Source organism: Peptoniphilus obesi ph1 (assembly GCF_000311865.1).
Lineage (GTDB): Bacteria > Bacillota > Clostridia > Tissierellales > Peptoniphilaceae > Peptoniphilus_E > Peptoniphilus_E obesi.
In genome coordinates, this window is record NZ_HE978582.1 from 171,166 (window position 1) to 191,079 (window position 19,914).

The following is a 19,914-nucleotide window of genomic DNA, read 5'->3' on the forward strand; positions in this document are numbered from 1 at the left end:
AAGATGGGTCGCCCCATCTTTTTCTTTTATATTTTATTTTTCAAGTAAGCTTTCAAGTTTTGCTTTATCAAAACCTACTATTTCTTCATCATCAACGTAAATAACAGGAACTCCTGTATATCCTTTTGCTAATAATTCTGATCTTGCTTCTGCATCAGTTTGTACATTTTTTTCTTCAAACTCGATATTTTTTTCAGTTAAATAATCTTTTGCCATTGTACAATATGGGCATGTATTTGAAGTATATATAGTAACTTTACTCATTTGAATTCCTCCTTTGTACAATTATATTATACCCTATAATATAATTGTCAATCATTTCTATGCCTTTCGTGCTTAGCGTGCTCATGCGCTTGGTTAAAAATTGACAAAACGTGAGCATCGTCTAATGAATATATGGCATTTCTTGAAACTCTTTTTACTTTTATTAGCTTTGCCTCTCTAAGTTCTGCTAGTTGGTGAGAAATTAAAGACTGGCTCATATCTAAAATATTAGCTATATCTGTTACCCTCATAGGAGTTTTAGAAAGAACATATATTATTTTTAATCTTGTCGGATCACCTAAAAGTTTAAAAATTAAAGACATATAATCAGAACTTTCTTGATCTTGTAAGAAACCATTTATCTGATCAAGAATTTCTTTATCTTCTAAATTTTTTGTCATTTCAGCCTCCTATTTCTGGAAAATTGATAGTCAAAACTACAAATTCATCTATTGTTAAAGTTTCCCCTCTTCTTTTTGGATCAATATTAGATAATTCTAAAGCTTTTAAAATTTGGGATTTATCTAGATCAAAACCATAACTTGTTAGTGCATTTGCAATTGTCTTTCTTCTTTTTGAAAAACAAGCCTTAACAATTTTAAAGAATTTTTCTTGGTCGATTTTTACCAAGTCATCCTTTATTTTTAAATTTACAACTGCAGAATCTATCTTTGGTCTTGGCATGAAAGAGGATTTTGAAACTGTAAACATATATTTAACATCTGTATAAAATTGAACAAAAACACTCAAAGATCCATAATCTTTTGTAGAAGGTTCAGCTGCTAATCTCTTTGCAACTTCTTTTTGCATCATAATTGTTATGGACTCAAGATTTAAATCTGCTTCTATAAATTTTGATATTATCGGTGTTGTTATATAGTAGGGCAAATTTGCAACAAGTTTAAATGGCTCATCATTAAAATTTTCTTTAACTAATTGTTTTAAATCTACTTTTAAAACATCTGAAAAAATAACCTTAACATTTTCATAAGGCAAAGATTCTTTTAAAAGATCCTTCAAAGATTCATCAATTTCTATTGCCAAAACTTTTTTTGCCCTTAGTGCAAGTTCTTCTGTAAGCGTTCCAATGCCTGGACCCACTTCTATTATATTGTCATTTTCTGAAACTCCCGCACAGTCAGCAATATTTCTGACTATGTTTCCATCAATCAAAAAATTCTGTCCCAATGATTTAGTAAATCTAAAACCATATTTATTTTGTAATTCTACAACCCTATTTGGCTTATAAAGTCTTTGCATCTTCCACCGCTTTCAGTGCTTTTTCTAATTCTTCTCTTTTTATTTTAAATTTATTTAAATTATTAAGAAATTGCTTTGAATTTCCAAAACCAATATCTAATATGGCTGCAACCTTTTGTCTTTTTTCTTTTGAATCATCCTTAGCTGAAAGACCATACTTTATTAAATCAATATTAGTATAAATCTCTTCGCTTTTTTCATAGACAGGTCTTGCTCTAGATATGGCAATTTTTATATCTTCTATGCTGGCATTTTCTACTCCAACATTATCTTTTTTTAGGGCCTTGTTTCTTGGAAGAAAGGCATGCTTTGCTCCCTTTATATTTTTATCTAAATCTGCCCTAATTTTATTTCCCATATAATCTGGGTCTGTGAAAATTATTATTCCACATTTTTTATTTAAGTCCCTAAGTTCTTTTATTAGTCTTTTCCCATAACCAAAGCCTGATGTGGCAACAACTTTTGCATCGACTGCAGCTTTTACCTTGGCTATATCATCTTTTCCTTCCACAACAATTACTTCTTTAATCATTATAGAATCTCCTAGTATTTTCATCTGTTGCTTTTAAAAGTTCTTCAAGACTTATTCCTCTTATTTCTGCAATTTTTTGAGCAGAATATTTTATAAACATAGGCTCATTTCTCTTGCCCCTCATTGGTTCTGGCGCAAGATATGGACAATCTGTTTCTAGCAAAAGATTTTCAAGTGGAACTTCTTTTGCTACTTCTTTTGGAACTTTTGAATTTTTAAAGGTTACAACTCCTCCAAGAGCTATATAGCAACCCATTTTTACATACTCTCTCATCATTTCAACTGATTGTGAGAAACAATGGATTAAAAATTTTAAGTCCTTATATTTTTCTTTGTAAGAGCTTATTATGTCAAAAGTTTCCTTGGCCGCTTCTCTTGAATGGACCACAATAGGAAGTTTTAATTTGTTTGCTAATTCAATTTGCTTTTTAAAAACTTGGACTTGGATATCCCTTGGTGAATTGTCATAGTAGTAGTCCAAACCAATTTCTCCAATTGCTCTGACATTCTCATTTTTTGCAAGTTCAATTAATTTATCTTCAACTTCTTGATTATATTCACTAGCTGCATGAGGATGAATTCCTATTACAGCCTTGATTATTTCATATTTATCTGCTAGCTCTACACTGGCTATTGAGCTTTTTAAATCTGCTCCAATATTGTAGACCCTGTCTAGTCCGTGTTCTTTTAAGTTTTCTATTAAATTTTCCCTATCATAATCAAACTTTGCATCGTCTAAATGAACGTGTGAATCGATCAAATTATCACCTTAACCTACAATTGTACCGTCTGCTAAATCTTCAAATGTTGTTGCAAGTGAAATTTTTCCATCCTTATCTTCTGCTGCAAGAATCATTCCGTCTGATTCAAGTCCTCTAAATTTCATTGGCTTTAGGTTTGTTACTACCATAATCTTTTTACCTTTTAAATATTCTTTAGAGAATTGAGATTTTATGTTTGTTACAATTTGTCTTCTTTCGTCGCCAATTTTTACTTTTAAAACATATAGTCTATCTGCATTTGGATGGTCTTCTACCTCTTCTATTAGGGCAGTTTTTATTTCTACTTTTGAAAAATCATCAATTGTAATTTTTTCTTTTGAATTTTCTTCTTTTTTATCTTCTTTATCTTCTCCGCCTGCTTCGTGTTGCCAAGTTGCTTTCTCAGCTTGTCTTTTTTCTGCAAGGGCATGGTTAGCTTCATCAAGTCTTTCGATTTCTTTTTCTATATCAAGTCTTGGGAAAAGCGCTTTTATTTTCTTTAGTTTTTCTCCAGCTTGACTTAGTCCCCAAGTGTTAGCATCGTCCCATTTTACTTCTGTTTTTAAGTTAAGTGCTGTTCTTATGCTATCAGATGTGTGAGAAATGAAAGGTTTTATAAGAATAGAAATTATTCTTAAAGATTCAACTAGGTTATATAAAACTGTATCTAATCTTTCCCTGTCTTCTTCATTTTTAGCAAGTATCCAAGGAGTAGTTTCATCTATATATTTGTTTGATCTTCTAATTAAATTCCATATTTCTTCTAAAGCATTTGAAAATTGGAAATGGTCCATAGCTTGGTCAACTTTTTGTGAAGTTGTTGTTGCAAGATCAATTAAGTCTTGGTCAATTTCTGTTATTTGGTGAGCTTCAGGAAGATATAAATCATTGTACTTATCTACCATTGATATTGTCCTTGAAACAAGGTTACCAAGGTCATTAGCTAGGTCTGAATTTAATCTTTTCATAAATTTTTCTTTTGTAAATGATCCATCAGATCCAAAAGAAAATTCTCTTAATAAGAAATATTTTAAAGCGTCTGTTCCATAAAGATCAATTATTGGTTCTGGATATACAACATTTCCCTTGGACTTACTCATCTTGTCATTGTCAAATAAAATCCAACCGTGTCCAAATATTTTTTTAGGAAGTGGTATATCAAGTGCCATTAATAAAGCTGGCCATATGATAGCGTGAAATCTTACTATTTCTTTTCCAACAAGATGGACATTGGCTGGCCAATACTTATTGAATTTTTCTTCATCAAACCCATATCCTATTGCAGTTAAGTAGCAAGATAAGGCATCTACCCAAACATAAATTACGTGGTCTTCATCAAATGGAACTTTAACTCCCCAATCAAAACTTGATCTTGTAACTGATAAGTCATCAAGACCATCTTTTAAGAAGTTGCTTACCATTTCTTTTTTTCTAGAAAGTGGTTCCAAAAATTCAGGATTTTTTTCGTATAATTCTAATAATTTGTCCCTATATTTTGAAAGTCTAAAGAAGTAACTTTCTTCCTTGCTTATTTTTGTTTCTCTACCACAGTCTGGACATTTGTGTCCTTCGTCTAATTGAGATTCTGTCCAAAAAGATTCACAAGGAGTACAGTAATAGCCTTCGTATTCTGATTTGTAAATTTCTCCCTTGTCATATAATTTTTGGAAAATCTTTTGCACTTGTTCTTCGTGTTCTGGATCAGTTGAACGTCTAAATTGATCGTAATCTATTTCTAATTTTTCCCATAATTCCTTTATTGATACCAATATATTGTCTACGTATTCTTTAGGTTCAAGTCCTGCTTCTTTGGCTTTTTCTTGTATTTTTTGTCCGTGTTCATCTGTTCCTGTTGTAAAAAATACATCATAACCTTGAAGCTTTTTATACCTTTTTATACTATCAGCAGCAACCGTACAATAAGTATGTCCTATGTGAAGGTTGTCACTTGGATAATATATAGGAGTTGTAAGATAATAGCTTTTCATATTATTTAATTACCTCCAAATAATAATTTAATTCCGTAAATATATTTATTATATGCCAAAAATCGCATTTTTTCAATTTTACAAGTTTTTCAGAACATAAAAAAAGACAGATTTCTCTGTCTTTTTAAAATTAATTATTAAGCATCTTTTATAACAAATACAGATACTGAAGAGTGATCTAAAACTTTAGATGAAACTGATCCAAGTAGAGTTCTTGAAAATGCTCCCAGTCCTCTATTGCCCATAATTATCAAATCATAATTATTTTCTTTAGCATAATCTACAATTTGATTAGCAGGTCTGCCTTCTTTATAAACTGTATCAACATTGTAAGGATAATCTTTTATAGCTTCTCTCATTTCCTCTAGTATCTTTTTTGCATTTTCTAAATTAGCTTTTTGAATTTCATTTGTATAAGGGAATGATGCTCCAGGAAATGGTATTCTATCAAAAGCTTCATCTTCTGGAATAACTATAAATAATGTTATATCAGCATCAAATTTTTTTCCATATTCAGCCGCTTTCTCAACTATACTTTTTGACATTTTTGATCCATCAACAGGTACTAATACTTTCATGTGTCATTCCTCCCATCAAATAAATATATTAAAACTTACATAATTAATTTATTTATCTAAAATATTTTTATCTCCCTTAACTAATAATACTGAGATACTAGAGTGGTTAATTACCTTAGATGAAACTGAACCTAGTAGAGTTCTTGAAAATGCTCCTAGACCTCTATTGCCCATGATTATTAAATTAATTTCTTTTTCTTTAGCAAACTCAACAATTTCGCTTGCAGGGTCTCCAGTCTTATATAAGGTTTCTGTTTTATAAGGATAATCTTTAAGTAATTTTTCTATATCTGATAACACAAGTTCAGCGTGTTCAGTATTTGCTTCGCTAACTTCTAATGCATAAGGGAAGTTAGTTGGAAATTGTTCAAAGATTGTAGTTTCAGGTATTACTGTAAAAGCTATTAATTCTGCTTCAAACTTTTTACCAATTAATTTTGCCTCTTCAATTGCTCTTTTTGATGCTTTTGATCCGTCAATAGGTACTAAAATTTTCATGTCTTACCTCCTAGTTAAATGTTTTTTATCTTTTCTTATTTTTAATATACCCTATAAACAAATCATTTTATCATTTTTTAACATATTATTAATTTTTCACATTAATTTGTTAAATGAAAAAAGAAGCCTTTTCGGCTTCCCCTTTCGTTTACCTTGGATTTTATTTATAAAGATAGATATCCTTATAGACTTCTTTTATTTCTTCATAAGTCATATTTCTACATAATAAAGTAATAAGTAGTCCATCCCTTTCAAATTCAAAAGTATCACCATCGTGGAAAATTATATCTACCCCATCAATATTAATTTCTTTTACATCACTTCCGCCTGTTTCATATGCCGCTTCTTTACTTGATACGCTTTCAAAAAGTATTATTTCTCTGTTTTTGCTATCTTTATATGTGAAGTGTGCATAATCAGATTTTTCTCCAGCTTCACTATAAACACGGGCATTTTGATAATTATATTTTTCTGGTAATAAAAGTGGTTTAAAGTTTAATTTTTCATCTGCAATTTTTTCTTGATCATCATAGAATGTATATTTCTTTTCCTCTTCTTCTAAATCTTTTTCTGTATAGAAAGAGTATTTTTTGCTTCCTTCATCATAGGCTATTGATTTTATTTCATTTCCATCTTTATCATAAAGTCTTGTATTTTGATTCATTTTTTCAAGTGCTTTTCCGTTTTTATCAAAGACATGTCCCTTATATCCATCAGGAACTTCTTGATCTTGAGATGGATCAAAGTTTGGTTTTCTTCATTTACTACAACCCTACCAGATGGTAATATTGCTTGTTTTATTCGTGTATAAAGCTCTTGTCCTGCATTTGTTGTAATTGGTAGAGCAATGATTAGACATGCTGCTACTGCTGCAATTTGTAATGGTTTTTTTGATTTTTTATTTTTCATATTATCGTATATCTCCTTTTCAACTTTATTATTAGGATTTTGCAGATTCTTTACATCTCTTGCTAATTTAAGCTCATCAAAAAATTCAGAATCTTCGTCTATATAATCTCTTTTTAATAAATCATCTAGTTCTTGATTAAATTTTTCACTTGAATTCATAGTATTCCTCCATTTCTTTTCTAAGCTTGTTTATAGTCCTATAAACTATTACAGAAACATTTGACTGACTAAGATTCATTAAATCAGCTATGTCTTTATTATTTAATTCTGCACCGAATTTATAAGAAATAATTTGTTTTTCTCTTTCGTTTAATTTTTCTATTGCCTTCTTTAAATAAGTAATTTCTTCTGCTCTTTCTACTTCTTCGTGCAGATCTTTATCGCTAGAAAACATATCTTTTATCTTTTCTAGTGGAAGAATCTGCCTCCTGTTAATTTTTCTATAATAGTCATAGAGTGCGTTTCTTGCTATGGCAAAAATCCAGACGTCTAAATTAGATTTTTCTTTATCATAGCTAGATAATTTGCTAAATATTTTTTTAAATACTTCAGCAGTCAAATCTTTAACATCATCTTCATTGTTGATTCTGTAAGATAAAAATTTATAAACCCTAGTGAAATATTCATCATATATCTCTTCAAAATTGTATTTCTCTTTCGCCTTGTATGATCCTATATCTATAGATCCTTCTTTATTCAAGAGATCATCTCCCTTCACGGCCTTTTAAATTTAATTAATCTTTATTTTAGCTAGCTTCAATAGTTAATACGTTCAATCACTAAAAATATTACAAAGATTTATAATATTTTTTGAAAAATATCAAAAATAACTTAATTTGTTCTAGTTTATCTGTTAATATTTATATATTAATTGATAATTTAATATGGAGGATGATTTTTTGGAAAAGAAAGAGGGCTTTAGCTCTATAATTGGATTTATTCTTGTAGCAATTGGCCTTGCTCTTGGAATTGGAAGCTTATGGCGTTTTCCTTATGTCGTTGGAGAAAATGGTGGAGCAATTTTCATAATAATGTACATAGCTATAATTTTAATTATTGGTATTCCACTTATGACTTGTGAGGTAGCGATTGGCTTTTCTACTCAAAGAACAGCAATTGATGCTTATAAAACTCTAGCTCCTGGAAAAAAATGGTACTATGCTGGTTATCTTCACTTAATAGCTGCTATTTTAATTTTAGGATACACATCACCAATCTATGCTTGGATCTTTAAATATGTTGTTGCATCTTTCCAAGGTTCTTTAGCTGGTCTTGATGCTGATGGAGTTGTTAACTATTTTAATACTTTTAATGCTGATAAAAATGCAGTCTTTTTATTTTTCACTATTAACATTTTATTAAATGTTGCTGTAATTTTATTCGGTGTGCAAAAGGGAATTGAAAGAATTTCAAAAATTCTTTTACCAGCTTTATTTGTAATAATGGCAATAATAATTATTTCATCTCTAAAGCTTGAAGGTGCTATTGATGGGGTTAGATTTTTATTCCTACCTGATGCATCAAAGTTTTCTATGAATTCACTACTAACCTGCTTGGGACAAGCCTTTTTTGCACTTGGTCTTGCCATGTTAGGTTCAATGGTTTTTGGATCATATATTAAAAATGAAGATGAAGATATTTTTAAAAGTTCAGCTGTTATATGTATAGCTTTAATTTTTGCAGGAATTGCTGCTGGTCTTATGATCATGCCAATAGTTTTTGCTACAAATCTCGAAGCTGCAGAAGGTGTTGCACTAAGTTTCTTAACTTTACCTAATGCTTTTAACCTTATACCAGCTGGTAGATTTTTATCTATGCTATTCTACTTAGGTTTTTATATAGCTGCATTTACTTCATCTGTTGGAATTCTTGAAGCTATTGTTGGACTTCTTAGTGAAAAGTATAGTTTTTCTAGAGTAAAATCACTTATTATTTCTGTAGCAATTATTTTATTTATAGCATTTTTCTCAATCAGAAATGACGCTTTATTTAATCTTTTAGACAAGATCGAAAGTAACTTTATCTTAGTTATTGGTTGTCTTATCATTGATATTTTCTGCGGTTATGTTTGGGGTATTGAAAATACAATCAAGGCTGCAAATATAAAAAGCCCATTTGTTCAAAGCTGGATGCGCATAAGTATTAAATACATTGCACCTATTGCTATAGTTATAATATTTATTACACAATTTCTATAAAATAGAAAAAGTTGGGTTTTTAAAAGTTTGTTCAATTTTGAATTTAAAAAACTAATTCAGAGAATTTTTAATTTGAATTTGCAAAAGGAGAGGCTGTGAGTTTAATGCTCACAGCCTTTTTCTTATATACTCTTGAAAGTATTATCTGAGTTTTCGTTTATTGTTTTAAAACCACTTTTTATTGCAAATAAAACTCCTGCAATCATAAATACAAATACTACTATTAGAGGGATATAATTCATATTTGTTATCAGACCTTTTATCGCAAATGCTAATTCATAGTTACTTCTATAGGCTCTCAATGCAATTCCAATAATGAACATAAAGATATAGGCTAAGAAAATATTTTTAAACAATATTTTCCCTTCTCCAAAGACCATCTTTTCCATTTGTTTTTCTGTCATGCCAGTGGTTGATAGAAGTTTAAAGTCATTGGATCTTGCCCTAAGGTTGCCTTTAAAACTATTATAGGCATTGGACAGAGCGATGGTTATAAGAATGATTTGGATGCCAAGATTTAATAATTTTTCATTTCTCATTTGTTCTTTATTCATAGCAGCTTTTATAATTTCTGTAGAAGTGCCGCGGTCAGACTTTGGCACATAATTTGAAATTACTTTTTCGGCATCTTCAAATACTTTTTCCTTGTTTTTATCAGCCTTTATTTTTACAAAATAATAGTAAACAGGATTTGATTCATCTATTCCATACTCGTCAATAAATTTTCTCATATTACTTGTGCTAGTAAATATAGGTATTTCGTTGTCATTATAGGCTTCTAAATCATAAGGTATTTCTTCTATACTTCTATCTATATTTAAATTTATGGGTTGTCCCTGTGCATTATATTTTAAGGTAAGATTTCCTGTATCCTTATCAGAAATTTTTATATACTCACTAAAAGCATACGGAGTTTTATTATCTTTTCTTATCTTATTAAGCAATAAATAAGATGCATGAGAGATGTTATTTTCTTTTAAAAGCTTTTCAAAATCTTCATCTGTTAAGGCGTATATGCTTGCATATAGTCTATCTTTTGTTATTTTTCCATTATCAAGAGAATTTTTTAAATCCTTAGACATAAAATCTTTATTATCGTCAAGGTAAAATTTGGTGTCATTTCTTTGATATAGGTGAAACTCTTTTATTCCTTCGACTTTTTCTAAGCTATCTAATAAGTTTTTGTCTAAATAACCATCTGTATAAATACTTGAATTAAAATTATACGGACTTTTATAAGAATTATATTTTTCATTCAAAGCTCTATAGGACTGGCTAACTAAAACTGCTGTCAAGGCAAAAGCAGACAGAGCCATGGAAATTACAATAATTCGATAGGTTGAACGATAAGACCTGTAATAATCTTTTGCTAAAGTCTTTTCTATAGGTCCATTTATTTTTGACTTACCCAATTTAATGTTTTTTTCTGTAATCCCATTTAAACCTTCTATAATTTTTATTTTTGCACTTTTCCTAGCAGGGATTATCGCAGATAAATAAACTGTTAGGATTGACAATAATATAATCATTATTATAGAAATAGGGTTTGGATAGACGAAATAAAAACCTGGGGATTTTAAACTTTCTCCCAATATCTCAGACATATTTTTATAGGATATTGAATTATTAAGCCACATCAAGTATAAGAGAAGATTTGCAAATGCCAAAGATAAAATTGTTCCCAAGGCTATTGGTAAGGTTGAAAGTTTAAAAGCTTTCTTTCGAATCATTTTTTTGACCTGCTTATCTGTCATACCTGTGCTTTTTAATAGAGAAATTTCCTTTAAATCCCTATTGTTCCATACATTAAAAGAACCATAAATGATAAAAGCAAAAAGTAGGCAAAGAAAGAAGCCTGCTCCATATTTTTCTATAGCTAAGTTTACAACACTCTTTGGTGGGATGATTCCTTTTGGATAGACCATCTTATATTCTAAGATATCTTTATTATAAAAAACTCTCCCAATGTCTAAGGCATGGTTCTCGTCAATATTCATTTCAGACAAAACTTCCCTAGTTTTTGTATAAGTATCCCTTATATTTTTATACCAAATTTGGGCTTCTATTTCATTATTTTTTTCAAATAAACCTTTCTTGTCATCACTTTCAGTCAAACCTATAAGCATAGACTCTTCAAATGATTTAGAATAATCATCATAAACTCCAACTACTTTATAAGTTTTATCACGAACAGTTATTTCAGAGCCCAAATCGTACTCTTTACTTTTTATTAAAAATTTCTCTGGAACTAAAATCTCGTTTGAATTATTAGGTTTTCTTCCCTCTTTAATATCAAAACCTATAAGACCAGTAGAATCTCCAAATTCATAGATAGTTGCATTTAAATCTGTCTCTATGATTTTATTAAAAGAAATTTTTTCTATATCCTCATCATTTATTAATTTATCATAAAGTTTCTCGTCAATTTCACTAATTGACACATGGTAGTCTCCAACATTTTTCTTAACATAATTATACTGTTCGGTTCTCATTGCATTAAAGATAAAAATTACAGTTCCTAGTAGAATAACTGCTAAAAGTATGGAAATTTTAATAGCAAAACTGTCTTTCTTATTATTTTTTACAGTTCCATCAGCTAGGTCATTAATAATTTTCATAAGTTTCATCTCCTAAGAAATTTAACCTACCATCTACCATTCTATAGACCTTATCACAAGAATTTGCTACTTTTTCATCATGAGTAATGATCATAATTGTAGAATTTAATCTTTTATTTACAAGTCTGAAAAGTCCTGTGATTTCTTCAGAATTTTTTCTATCGAGATTTCCCGTAGGTTCATCTGCTAGAATGATGGCAGGTCTTGTAATCAAACTTCTGGCAATGGCAACTCTTTGTTGCTCTCCACCCGATAATTGTTTTGGATACCTATCAAGCTTTCCTTCTATTCCTAGTATTGATAAAATTTCCTTTAAATATTCTTCATCTACTTTTTTATTGTCTAATAAAAGAGGAAGTAGGATATTTTTTCTTACATTAATATTAGGAATTAGATTGAAAAATTGGTAGACAACTCCTATATTTCTTCTGCGGAATACTGTCATTTCGTCTTTGTTAAACTTGGTAATATTTTTATCTTGAATAAATATATCACCACTTGTTGGTGTATCTACTCCTGCAAGTAAATGAAGTAGTGTAGATTTGCCCTACAATGTCAAGCAATTGTTACATAAAATTAGACGATATTTCTATCGCCTAATTTATATACAAAACTATTATTTTAACTTTTTTATACGTTCACTTTCTGTTAGAATCCTCATTTGTTCAATAGCAATTGCATTTAATTTTTCTATCCTTTCAGTTGCATCCATTCCCTCATTTATAAAAACAGCATTTAAGTTCTCAAGATTTGATAAACACACTAATTGTGATATATCAGCATAGTCTCTCATATTTCCTTTTAACTCCGGATTATTTTCACGCCATTCTTTTGCTGTCATTCCAAACAAAGCTACATTTAATATATCTGCTTCACTTGCATAGATATAGTTTATTCTTTCCTTTGATAATTTCTCAGGGACAAGTTTATTCTTAATTGCATCTGTATGAATTTTGTAATTTATCTTAGCTAAATTCCTCTTGATATCCCAACCTAATTGTCTTTGCTCTTCTTCTTTTAAGCGCTCAAACTCTTTAATAAGATAGAGCTTAAAATAAGGTGATACCCACGACGCAAATTCAAAAGCTATGTCTTTATGTGCATATGTTCCACCATATCTTCCTGCTTTGGCAACAATTCCGATAGAATTCGTTTTATTGACCCATTGTTTAACCGATAAAATAAAACGATTAAAACCTGCTTCATTTTTAATTCCCTCGAATTCGGTGGAATTAAAATTCGCATTATACATTTCTTCCCATATTCCTAAAAATTCAATTGTATTTTTATTCCTTAGCCATTTTTCTATTAGTGCCACACCATTTTCAACATTTCTAACCATGTCGGTTAAAGAAATATAATCTCTATTATCTATGGCAATAATGCTAATTTCTGATCCTTCTACATTTATTTTAGACACAAAAATCACCTCATAATATCTCATTTTAACTATAATTATATCATTTTTTTATTTATTCCTAAATATTTACCCTATCAACTCATAGTAAACAGTACTATTTATTTCTGCGAATTTTCTCGCCATTATTTTCATTTTGGCGTATTAAAATTAAAGTTGGCGAGATTATGAGTTACTTTTAATACTATCCATCTATATTTCTACAATTTCTATTTCTCCACTTCTTGATACAATTATCTTATCAATTTTATTGTCTAAATAAGCCTTCAATAAACTTTCTTCGTCTAAGACTGTAATATCCGTTTCTTTCCTTGAATCAATCTTCTCTGACTTCAACTCTTCCAATTTACTCTCCAATAATATCTTTTTATCTTGTATAAGAGATTTTTCCTTTAGATACGCCTCTTTAGAAATAATTTTCTTTTTGTAGTTTTCATAGATGATTTGTAAATTGCAGTTTAATATGGATATTTCCTTTAGAATCTCTTCTTTCACATTCTTGTGTTCTATAACTTTCTCTTCATTTAATGTATTTTGAATCTTAAAATCTTTTAATTTGGGTTTTATAAGTTCAATAATATCTTTCTCTTTGATATTGTTTGGTGTTTTCTCAGCTTTACATAAATTACAATAATAACTTTTATACTTGTATATTTTATCAGAATTCTTCTTTTGCCTACTATCACATCGAAAACTCATATGTCTACCACATTCTTTACAAAAAATCTTATCAGAAAAAATAGAACGATTTTTGTTCCCTGTATATCCCCCAAAACTTCGTTTTTCTTTTATTTTCTTTACCTCATCAAACACTTCTCTGGAAATAATAGCTTCATGGGTATTTGGAAGTATTTTCCACTCGTCTTCAGGAAGTAAAATTCTTTTTCTTCCACCTATTTTTGTTTCTTTGAATTTATTATATACATAATCCCCTGTATATAGTTCGTTCCTTGTAATCTGTGAGATAGCTGCATTTGTCCAAACTCTTTTCTTTACCTCACTTCCAGTAATTAAATTTCCAGTATAGTCAGAAAGTTTCAGTTCTTCTTTTCGTTCAGAGCGTGTAATATAACCTTTTTCATTAAATATATTAGCCACTTGAATACACGAATATCCTTTTAGCAATAAATCAAAAGCTTCTTTAACTATAAAAGCTGTTTTTTCATCAATGATGATACTATGTTTATCTTTAGGATCTTTAATATATCCAAAAGGTGCTGCCCAATTTATATTTTTCCCCTGCGATTTAATTTGCCTAATAGAACTTCTTACCTTTTCAGATAATTCCTTACTGAATAAATCATAATACAATGTCTTAAACTGTGTATCCATATCTAATCCATTTCCATTTTCGTTTATGGAATCATAACAATCATTGATAGCTATAAATCGTATTTTTAGAAATGGTAATATATTGCTTAAGTAATCCCCAAGCAAAATATAATCTCTTGAAAACCTAGACATATCTTTTACAATTATAGTTCCTACTTTACCACTCTTTATATCCTCAATAAGCCTTAAAAATGAAGGTCTATTTGTATTAGTAGCAGAATATCCATCATCTACATATTCTTCTATTTCACAACTTTTTAAAGATGTTTCATTTTCAATGTAGCTTTTTATATAATCTCTTTGATTTGCTATACTTACACTTTCATCTACTTTGTGATAATCTTCTTCAGAAAGTCTTAAATATATAGCTATCTTATTCATGCTCTACCTCCAACTGCTCTCCCACATCTTTATCAAGTTTAAACTTAAAATATATAGTAACCTGCTTATACTCTGATATTTCTATATGGCTAATTAATGTATCGACCAATTCTTTATCAACTTCTATGCTTTTAGCATCCAAGCAGCAAAATAGTACATCTATAAATTCTATAATTTCTCTTTTTTTCTTTTTTATATTTCTTATTCTTTCATCAAAAACTTTTAATTCATTTTTTAAGGTTTTTATTTGATTATTTATTTTTTTACTTTCTATTTTAAAATCACTTAAAAGAACCTCTCCTTTAACATAGTTTTCATATTGTTCTTGTAAATTGATCCTAAGAGAAGCAATCTTTTTATTATTTACATCTGTTTTTAGAGAAACTTGATTTATCTTTTCAGTACTTATATTTTCTAAATATATTTTTAGTCGTAATCTTTTATCCTTTTTATAAAAGCTTGAAACCAGTTTTTTTAAGGTATCTACTAAAATTTTGTCTAGGTCTGTTTCGTATATTCTTACATGAGATTTTTCTAAGTTTAATCTGTCTCCACCTTTACAATAATAGCAATAGCAAATCTCATCATGATATTTCAGTCCTCGTGGTCCATATCGTTTTTTCAAATATCTTCCACAAACACTGCACTGTATGAGGTCATCATACTTTCCTTCTTTTTTATAATCTCTTTGAATTTTTACTCCAACATTTTCTTTTCCGTCTTTTATTATGTTTTTCAGTGAATGGTAAGGTAGATAGTTTTGTTTTTTCTCCTTTATCTCTCTGATATTTTCAAATGTAGTTTTGTCTATCAAACCTTCATGGGTGTTCTCTGTTATAATCCACTCTTCTTTATCACGAAACTTACTTTTCCTACTTGGATCATGTCTATTTGAGTATACTCTTTGAATCAAATTCCCAATATATACTTCATCAGAAAGCATTTTTGATATATGAGAAATATCCCATTGTTTTATATCTTCTTTATCCTTAAAAATTTTACCTGTTCTTTTATATTCATCAGGTGTCGTATATGTTTTAGTCAATTCTCTTGCTATTTGCATATTGGATTTTCTTTGACTTGCCATATAAAAGATAAGTCTTACTACATCTGCTGCCTGTTCGTCCATCACCAGAACTCTTTTACCATCAATTTTATCAACCTTATAGCCATACGGAGCCATCGCTCCTATAAAAGACCCTTGTTTCATTTTTATTTCTTTAGAGGCTTTTATTTTCTTTGAAATATCTTTTGCGTATAAATCATTGAAGATATTTTTTATTGCTATTTCATAACTCTGATCTGATTTTATACCGTCTTTAGTATCCAGATTATCATTTACGGAAATAAATCGAACTCCCAAAAATGGAAATACTTTTTCGATATAGTTTGCGATTTCTAAATACTCTCTACCAAACCTTGACATATCTTTTACTATGATACAATTTATCCTACCTGTTCGGATATCTTCCATCATTTCAATAAATGCAGGTCTTTTAAAATTTGTTCCAGAATATTCATAGTCCTTGTATACTCTTAAAATCTTTATATCTTTTTCGTTTGCAGCATTTATACAAAGTTCTTCCTGCATTTCAAGTGAATTACTTTTATCCCTGTAAGCTTCCTTTCTTTCCTGTGATAATCTAGCATAAATACCGGCAATGTATATTTTTTCAATCACTTTTCCAACTTCTGTTTCTGATTGTGATATATGCCTATTTTTTGTTCTAGCCACAGCATACCTCACTTTCAGCACTTACAAGACTTTTATTCATAACAGTGGGGATAGTATTTGACTTCCTGCTTTTATCGATACTTTTCTTTTTTATAGTGTTAGTTTTAATATCAGGCTTATCCGTTTTTGTCATTTCTTCAAGTAAAGACAATTCTTCAGTATGATTAAATCTAACATCTATCGTCTTATCTTCAGAAATAAAAATTTTATCAATAAGCATCACAACAGACAATCTATCTATTTCAGATAAATTTTTATACTTGTTAATGTCGATGATCCAACTCTTATTTTTGTCAATCTTCTCCTTAGTATCTTCCTGTTTTTTCAATCTATACTCGATACTTTCATCTAATTTAGTCAATTTCTCTGTATAGTTTTTTCTAAAAAGTTGATATTCTTCTTTACTAATAACATCTTCTTTTAGGTCAAGGTATAGAGAAGATAAGAGTTCTTCTGTCATCGCTTTTTCTCGTTTTAGTATAGGAATTTGATTATCTTTCAAATTTTTATTTATATCTATACGCTGAACTTTAGAATATAGATTTTCATTAAATTCAATGTAGGACTTCATTATTTTAGATACTGCTTTTATCAAGGTTTCTTCTTTTATGCTGTGTCTTGTGCAAGATTTTTCCTTGTTATACTTTGAGCATATATAGAAAACCTCTTCTCTTTTTTTATACTTTACAGTCCTTCTAATCAAAGAACTTCCACATTCTTTACAAAAAAGCATTCCTGTAAAAATATCAATTTTGTCCTTTCCACGAGAATTATTCAAATCTCTTTTTAACATAGTATTTGCAATAGTAAAAACTTCTTTACTTATAATTGCTTCATGGGTATTTTCTACTCTTATCCATTCTTCTTTCTCTTTTTCTATCTGCTGTTTATTTTTATAACTTAAAGTAACACTCTTTCCTTGTAAAGTATTTCCAATATATACTTCATTTTCTATAATTCTATTTACTGTCTTTGCTGACCAAGTTCCACCTTTTGTATTTTGAAATCCATTACACTTAAATCCTTGACTTTCTTTATATTTTCTTGGAGTTAAAACTCCTAAATGATTTAGTTCATCTGCAATTGCCTTTGAGGAATATCCCAAGAGCTTCATATCAAATATATTTTTAATGTTTTTAGCAACTTGTTCATCAACCACTAACTTATTTTTGTTCTTTTCTGATTTTTTATATCCATAGGGTGCAAAGGCACTGATGAAATCACCTTTTTCTCTTTTTATCTTCTGGGAGCTTTTTACCTTATTGGAAATATCTCTGCAATAACTGTCATTGATGAAGTTTTTTATAGGAAGTATAAGATGTGTATCGTTTATATCTGCACTTTTACTATCGTAATTGTCATTTACTGATATAAATCTTATACCGTTGTCCGGAAATATTCTTTGAATATATTTTCCAGCTTCTATATAATCTCTTCCGAATCTCGATAAGTCCTTTACAATAATTGTATTGAACTTTCTATCATAGGCAGCCTTTATCATTTCTTTAAAATTGGGACGATCAAAATTTGCACCTGAATATCCATCATCAACATACTCTTTGATCATTGTAATTTGATTTTTTCTTGCATAAGAGTTTATAATTTCTCTTTGATTGGATATAGAGTTACTTTCTGTTTTTTCGCCATCTTCTTTTGATAATCTTAAATACATAACTGCCAAATTTTCTTTTGCTAAATTGTTTTTAAACATAAAAAAGCCTCCTTTAATTCAATTTACATACAATAAATCGAACCAAGGTTAGGCTTCCACAAAAATATTATAACGCTCCTTATATTTTTTGTCAGCCCCTAATAGACAGAAAATTTTTCTTTGATGTATTCCTCTACTAAATTTTCTAAACTAAATCCATTTTCATTAAATTTAACTTCTATATTCCAACCATCAATTTGATTTATTGTCTGTTTATCTTTTTTATCTGTTTTCATTTCTATATCTATATTATGTTCATCACACATAATATCTTCTCCTTATCTTCAATATTTTTAAGTTTTTTGACATTAACAGGCGTGTAGGCCACGACATTGGAATTTCACCACCGCCCCTTTTCAAGATGAGCCGGCAACAACTGTAGAAGTATCATTATCCCCATTTGCTTCAATGCATCAGTTTCCTAGGCTGAATATATAATTTCTTTTTGTCGCTCGTTTTCTTTTATCCTTCTTTTAACTAGAGTATTTATTTAAGCCGAAATCCTTATCAGCAGAAAAGTCATGGCGAAGAAATTATAAAGCTCCACAAATGGTTAATGTCCTGTCTTGGTCTATTCAGTTGTCAAGGTTCAAATTTCTATTAATTTCTTTTTTTATATAAAAGAGGACAAAATTCCCCTTCACTTTATAAAGGAAAATTTGCCCTCTTTGGTAACCAGAATTTATAGTTCTTCTATAAATTTCTTTAGTTTTTCTAAAATTTTATCTCGTCTTTTAATTAAAGTTGGATGTGAGATATTTTTAGTCTTTGCTACTGCACGAAGTGTTTCATCATTGAAATATAATCTTTCTATGATTTCCCGTTCATCCTTATTTAACTTTGACATTGCATTTCTTAGTGCTTCAATCATCATTTGTGTAGCTACAACTTTTTCAACATCAACATTTTTATCTTCTAGATTATCTTCAAAATTCCCATCGTGATTTAGAGACGAAAAAAATAGCAAGTGGTTTTTCTTGTCCACCTGCTCTAAATATTTTTCGTGTTCTCTTTCTTGCCAGTAGACTTTGTATATCTGCTCACTTACTTTGATTTTTTGCCCACCGACATAAAGGTAATATTCTTTTGTCATTTATATTTCCTCCATTCTTTTTTTGTCTTTATGTTTTCAGACAAAAAAAGGAGGACTCCTGCTCTTGGGCATGGTTAGTCCTCTAGAATGAAAGAAACTCTTTCTAATAGTAATTATATTTAATTTTTTAACTGAGTTATCTAACTTGTAAACAGCGTAAACCAAAGAAAAAAGGTAAATGTAATTTAATTATATTTATTTGCATATTTCCCTCCATTCTTTTAAATAAACCTACTTATTATTCATTACTTGAATTTTTCAAACTAATTTTATCCATCCTATTTAATTCCCCAAACATCATTACTACACCAGCTATTATCATAATTAAATCTACAAGGGGTTCTGCAAACCATACTGCTTTAACTCCAAATATCATTGGTAAAATAATCATGGCAGGTACGAATAAAAATAACTGTCTTAGCATTACTATTATGCCGGCTTTTTTAGCGTTTCCTATTGATTGGAAGAATGTTATAGTCATTACCATTACTCCATATAGGATAAAGATAGAATAAAATAGTCTAAAGTTTCCTATTCCCTGAGTTATAATACTTTCTTCTACTCCAAATAAAGACAGAATATTCTTTGAAAATGCTAATGCTGGTATCCAAAATATTGATGCAAGAACTAATCCTCCAA

The 19,914-nt window shown here is 29.4% G+C and carries 19 protein-coding genes and 2 pseudogenes; 1 reads left to right on the forward strand and 20 read right to left on the reverse strand.

Features of this window, described 5'->3' with window-relative positions:
• Nucleotides 1-33: 33 nt before the first annotated feature.
• From HGPB_RS06795 to HGPB_RS06845, 11 genes are all read right to left on the reverse strand, one after another.
• Nucleotides 34-264 (reverse strand): glutaredoxin family protein, encoded by a 231-nt coding sequence (locus tag HGPB_RS06795; RefSeq protein ID WP_036738527.1) that lies wholly within the window; start codon nt 262-264, stop codon nt 34-36.
• Nucleotides 265-311: 47 nt separating this feature from the next.
• Nucleotides 312-665, reverse strand: coding sequence for an ArsR/SmtB family transcription factor (locus tag HGPB_RS06800; RefSeq protein ID WP_019132947.1), 354 nt, complete (start codon nt 663-665; stop codon nt 312-314).
• Nucleotide 666: 1 nt separating this feature from the next.
• Nucleotides 667-1,524 (reverse strand): 16S rRNA (adenine(1518)-N(6)/adenine(1519)-N(6))-dimethyltransferase RsmA, encoded by an 858-nt coding sequence (gene rsmA / locus HGPB_RS06805; RefSeq protein WP_019132948.1) that lies wholly within the window; start codon nt 1,522-1,524, stop codon nt 667-669.
• On the reverse strand, nt 1,508-2,056 hold the full coding sequence (rnmV, locus tag HGPB_RS06810; protein ID WP_019132949.1) for a ribonuclease M5: 549 nt from the start codon (nt 2,054-2,056) through the stop codon (nt 1,508-1,510). The genes rsmA and rnmV overlap by 17 nt, the downstream gene beginning before the upstream one ends.
• Nucleotides 2,049-2,816, reverse strand: a complete 768-nt coding sequence (locus HGPB_RS06815) for a TatD family hydrolase (protein WP_019132950.1) — start codon at nt 2,814-2,816, stop codon at nt 2,049-2,051. Before HGPB_RS06815 ends, rnmV begins: the two co-directional genes overlap by 8 nt.
• A 9-nt stretch (nt 2,817-2,825) precedes the next feature.
• A complete protein-coding gene (metG, locus tag HGPB_RS06820) occupies nt 2,826-4,805 on the reverse strand; it encodes a methionine--tRNA ligase (protein ID WP_019132951.1) in 1,980 nt (659 codons plus the stop codon).
• Nucleotides 4,806-4,942: 137 nt separating this feature from the next.
• Complete coding sequence (locus HGPB_RS06825) at nt 4,943-5,383, reverse strand: universal stress protein (protein ID WP_019132952.1); 441 nt, start codon at nt 5,381-5,383, stop codon at nt 4,943-4,945.
• 48 nt (nt 5,384-5,431) lie between these two features.
• Complete coding sequence (locus tag HGPB_RS06830) at nt 5,432-5,881, reverse strand: universal stress protein (RefSeq protein ID WP_019132953.1); 450 nt, start codon at nt 5,879-5,881, stop codon at nt 5,432-5,434.
• A 160-nt stretch (nt 5,882-6,041) separates the two neighbouring features.
• The gene (locus HGPB_RS06835) at nt 6,042-6,545 is read right to left on the reverse strand and encodes a DUF4367 domain-containing protein (protein WP_019132954.1); all 504 of its coding nucleotides are present in this window, start codon (nt 6,543-6,545) and stop codon (nt 6,042-6,044) included.
• Nucleotides 6,542-6,949 (reverse strand): hypothetical protein, encoded by a 408-nt coding sequence (locus HGPB_RS06840; protein ID WP_019132955.1) that lies wholly within the window; start codon nt 6,947-6,949, stop codon nt 6,542-6,544. The genes HGPB_RS06835 and HGPB_RS06840 overlap by 4 nt, the downstream gene beginning before the upstream one ends.
• On the reverse strand, nt 6,936-7,490 hold the full coding sequence (locus HGPB_RS06845) for an RNA polymerase sigma factor (RefSeq protein ID WP_019132956.1): 555 nt from the start codon (nt 7,488-7,490) through the stop codon (nt 6,936-6,938). The genes HGPB_RS06840 and HGPB_RS06845 overlap by 14 nt, the downstream gene beginning before the upstream one ends.
• Before the next feature lie 199 nt (nt 7,491-7,689).
• On the opposite strand from HGPB_RS06845, the gene HGPB_RS06850 reads away from it, so the two are divergent.
• Nucleotides 7,690-8,988 carry a sodium-dependent transporter gene (locus HGPB_RS06850; RefSeq protein WP_019132957.1) on the forward strand — a complete coding sequence of 433 codons (1,299 nt, stop codon included), beginning with the start codon at nt 7,690-7,692 and terminating at the stop codon, nt 8,986-8,988.
• Nucleotides 8,989-9,110: 122 nt separating this feature from the next.
• Here the strand turns inward: HGPB_RS06850 and HGPB_RS06855 are convergent, their stop codons facing one another.
• From HGPB_RS06855 to HGPB_RS06895, 9 genes and pseudogenes are all read right to left on the reverse strand, one after another.
• Nucleotides 9,111-11,606 (reverse strand): FtsX-like permease family protein, encoded by a 2,496-nt coding sequence (locus tag HGPB_RS06855; RefSeq protein ID WP_019132958.1) that lies wholly within the window; start codon nt 11,604-11,606, stop codon nt 9,111-9,113.
• Nucleotides 11,593-12,153: pseudogene (locus HGPB_RS06860) on the reverse strand (ABC transporter ATP-binding protein); the annotation flags it as partial. The gene HGPB_RS06855 and the pseudogene HGPB_RS06860, both read right to left, overlap by 14 nt.
• Before the next feature lie 69 nt (nt 12,154-12,222).
• A complete protein-coding gene (locus tag HGPB_RS06865) occupies nt 12,223-13,026 on the reverse strand; it encodes a KilA-N domain-containing protein (RefSeq protein ID WP_019132960.1) in 804 nt (267 codons plus the stop codon).
• 189 nt (nt 13,027-13,215) lie between these two features.
• The gene (locus tag HGPB_RS06870; protein WP_019132961.1) at nt 13,216-14,736 is read right to left on the reverse strand and encodes a recombinase family protein; all 1,521 of its coding nucleotides are present in this window, start codon (nt 14,734-14,736) and stop codon (nt 13,216-13,218) included.
• Entirely contained in the window at nt 14,729-16,471 is a 1,743-nt protein-coding gene (locus HGPB_RS06875; RefSeq protein ID WP_019132962.1) for a recombinase family protein, read from the reverse strand. Before HGPB_RS06875 ends, HGPB_RS06870 begins: the two co-directional genes overlap by 8 nt.
• On the reverse strand, nt 16,464-18,182 hold the full coding sequence (locus HGPB_RS06880; protein ID WP_019132963.1) for a recombinase family protein: 1,719 nt from the start codon (nt 18,180-18,182) through the stop codon (nt 16,464-16,466). Before HGPB_RS06880 ends, HGPB_RS06875 begins: the two co-directional genes overlap by 8 nt.
• A gap of 98 nt (nt 18,183-18,280) precedes the next feature.
• Complete coding sequence (locus HGPB_RS06885; protein WP_003033296.1) at nt 18,281-18,448, reverse strand: hypothetical protein; 168 nt, start codon at nt 18,446-18,448, stop codon at nt 18,281-18,283.
• A gap of 416 nt (nt 18,449-18,864) precedes the next feature.
• Entirely contained in the window at nt 18,865-19,275 is a 411-nt protein-coding gene (locus HGPB_RS06890) for an RNA polymerase sigma factor (RefSeq protein ID WP_005956601.1), read from the reverse strand.
• 238 nt (nt 19,276-19,513) lie between these two features.
• A pseudogene (locus HGPB_RS06895) lies at nt 19,514-19,914 on the reverse strand (MATE family efflux transporter); the annotation flags it as partial.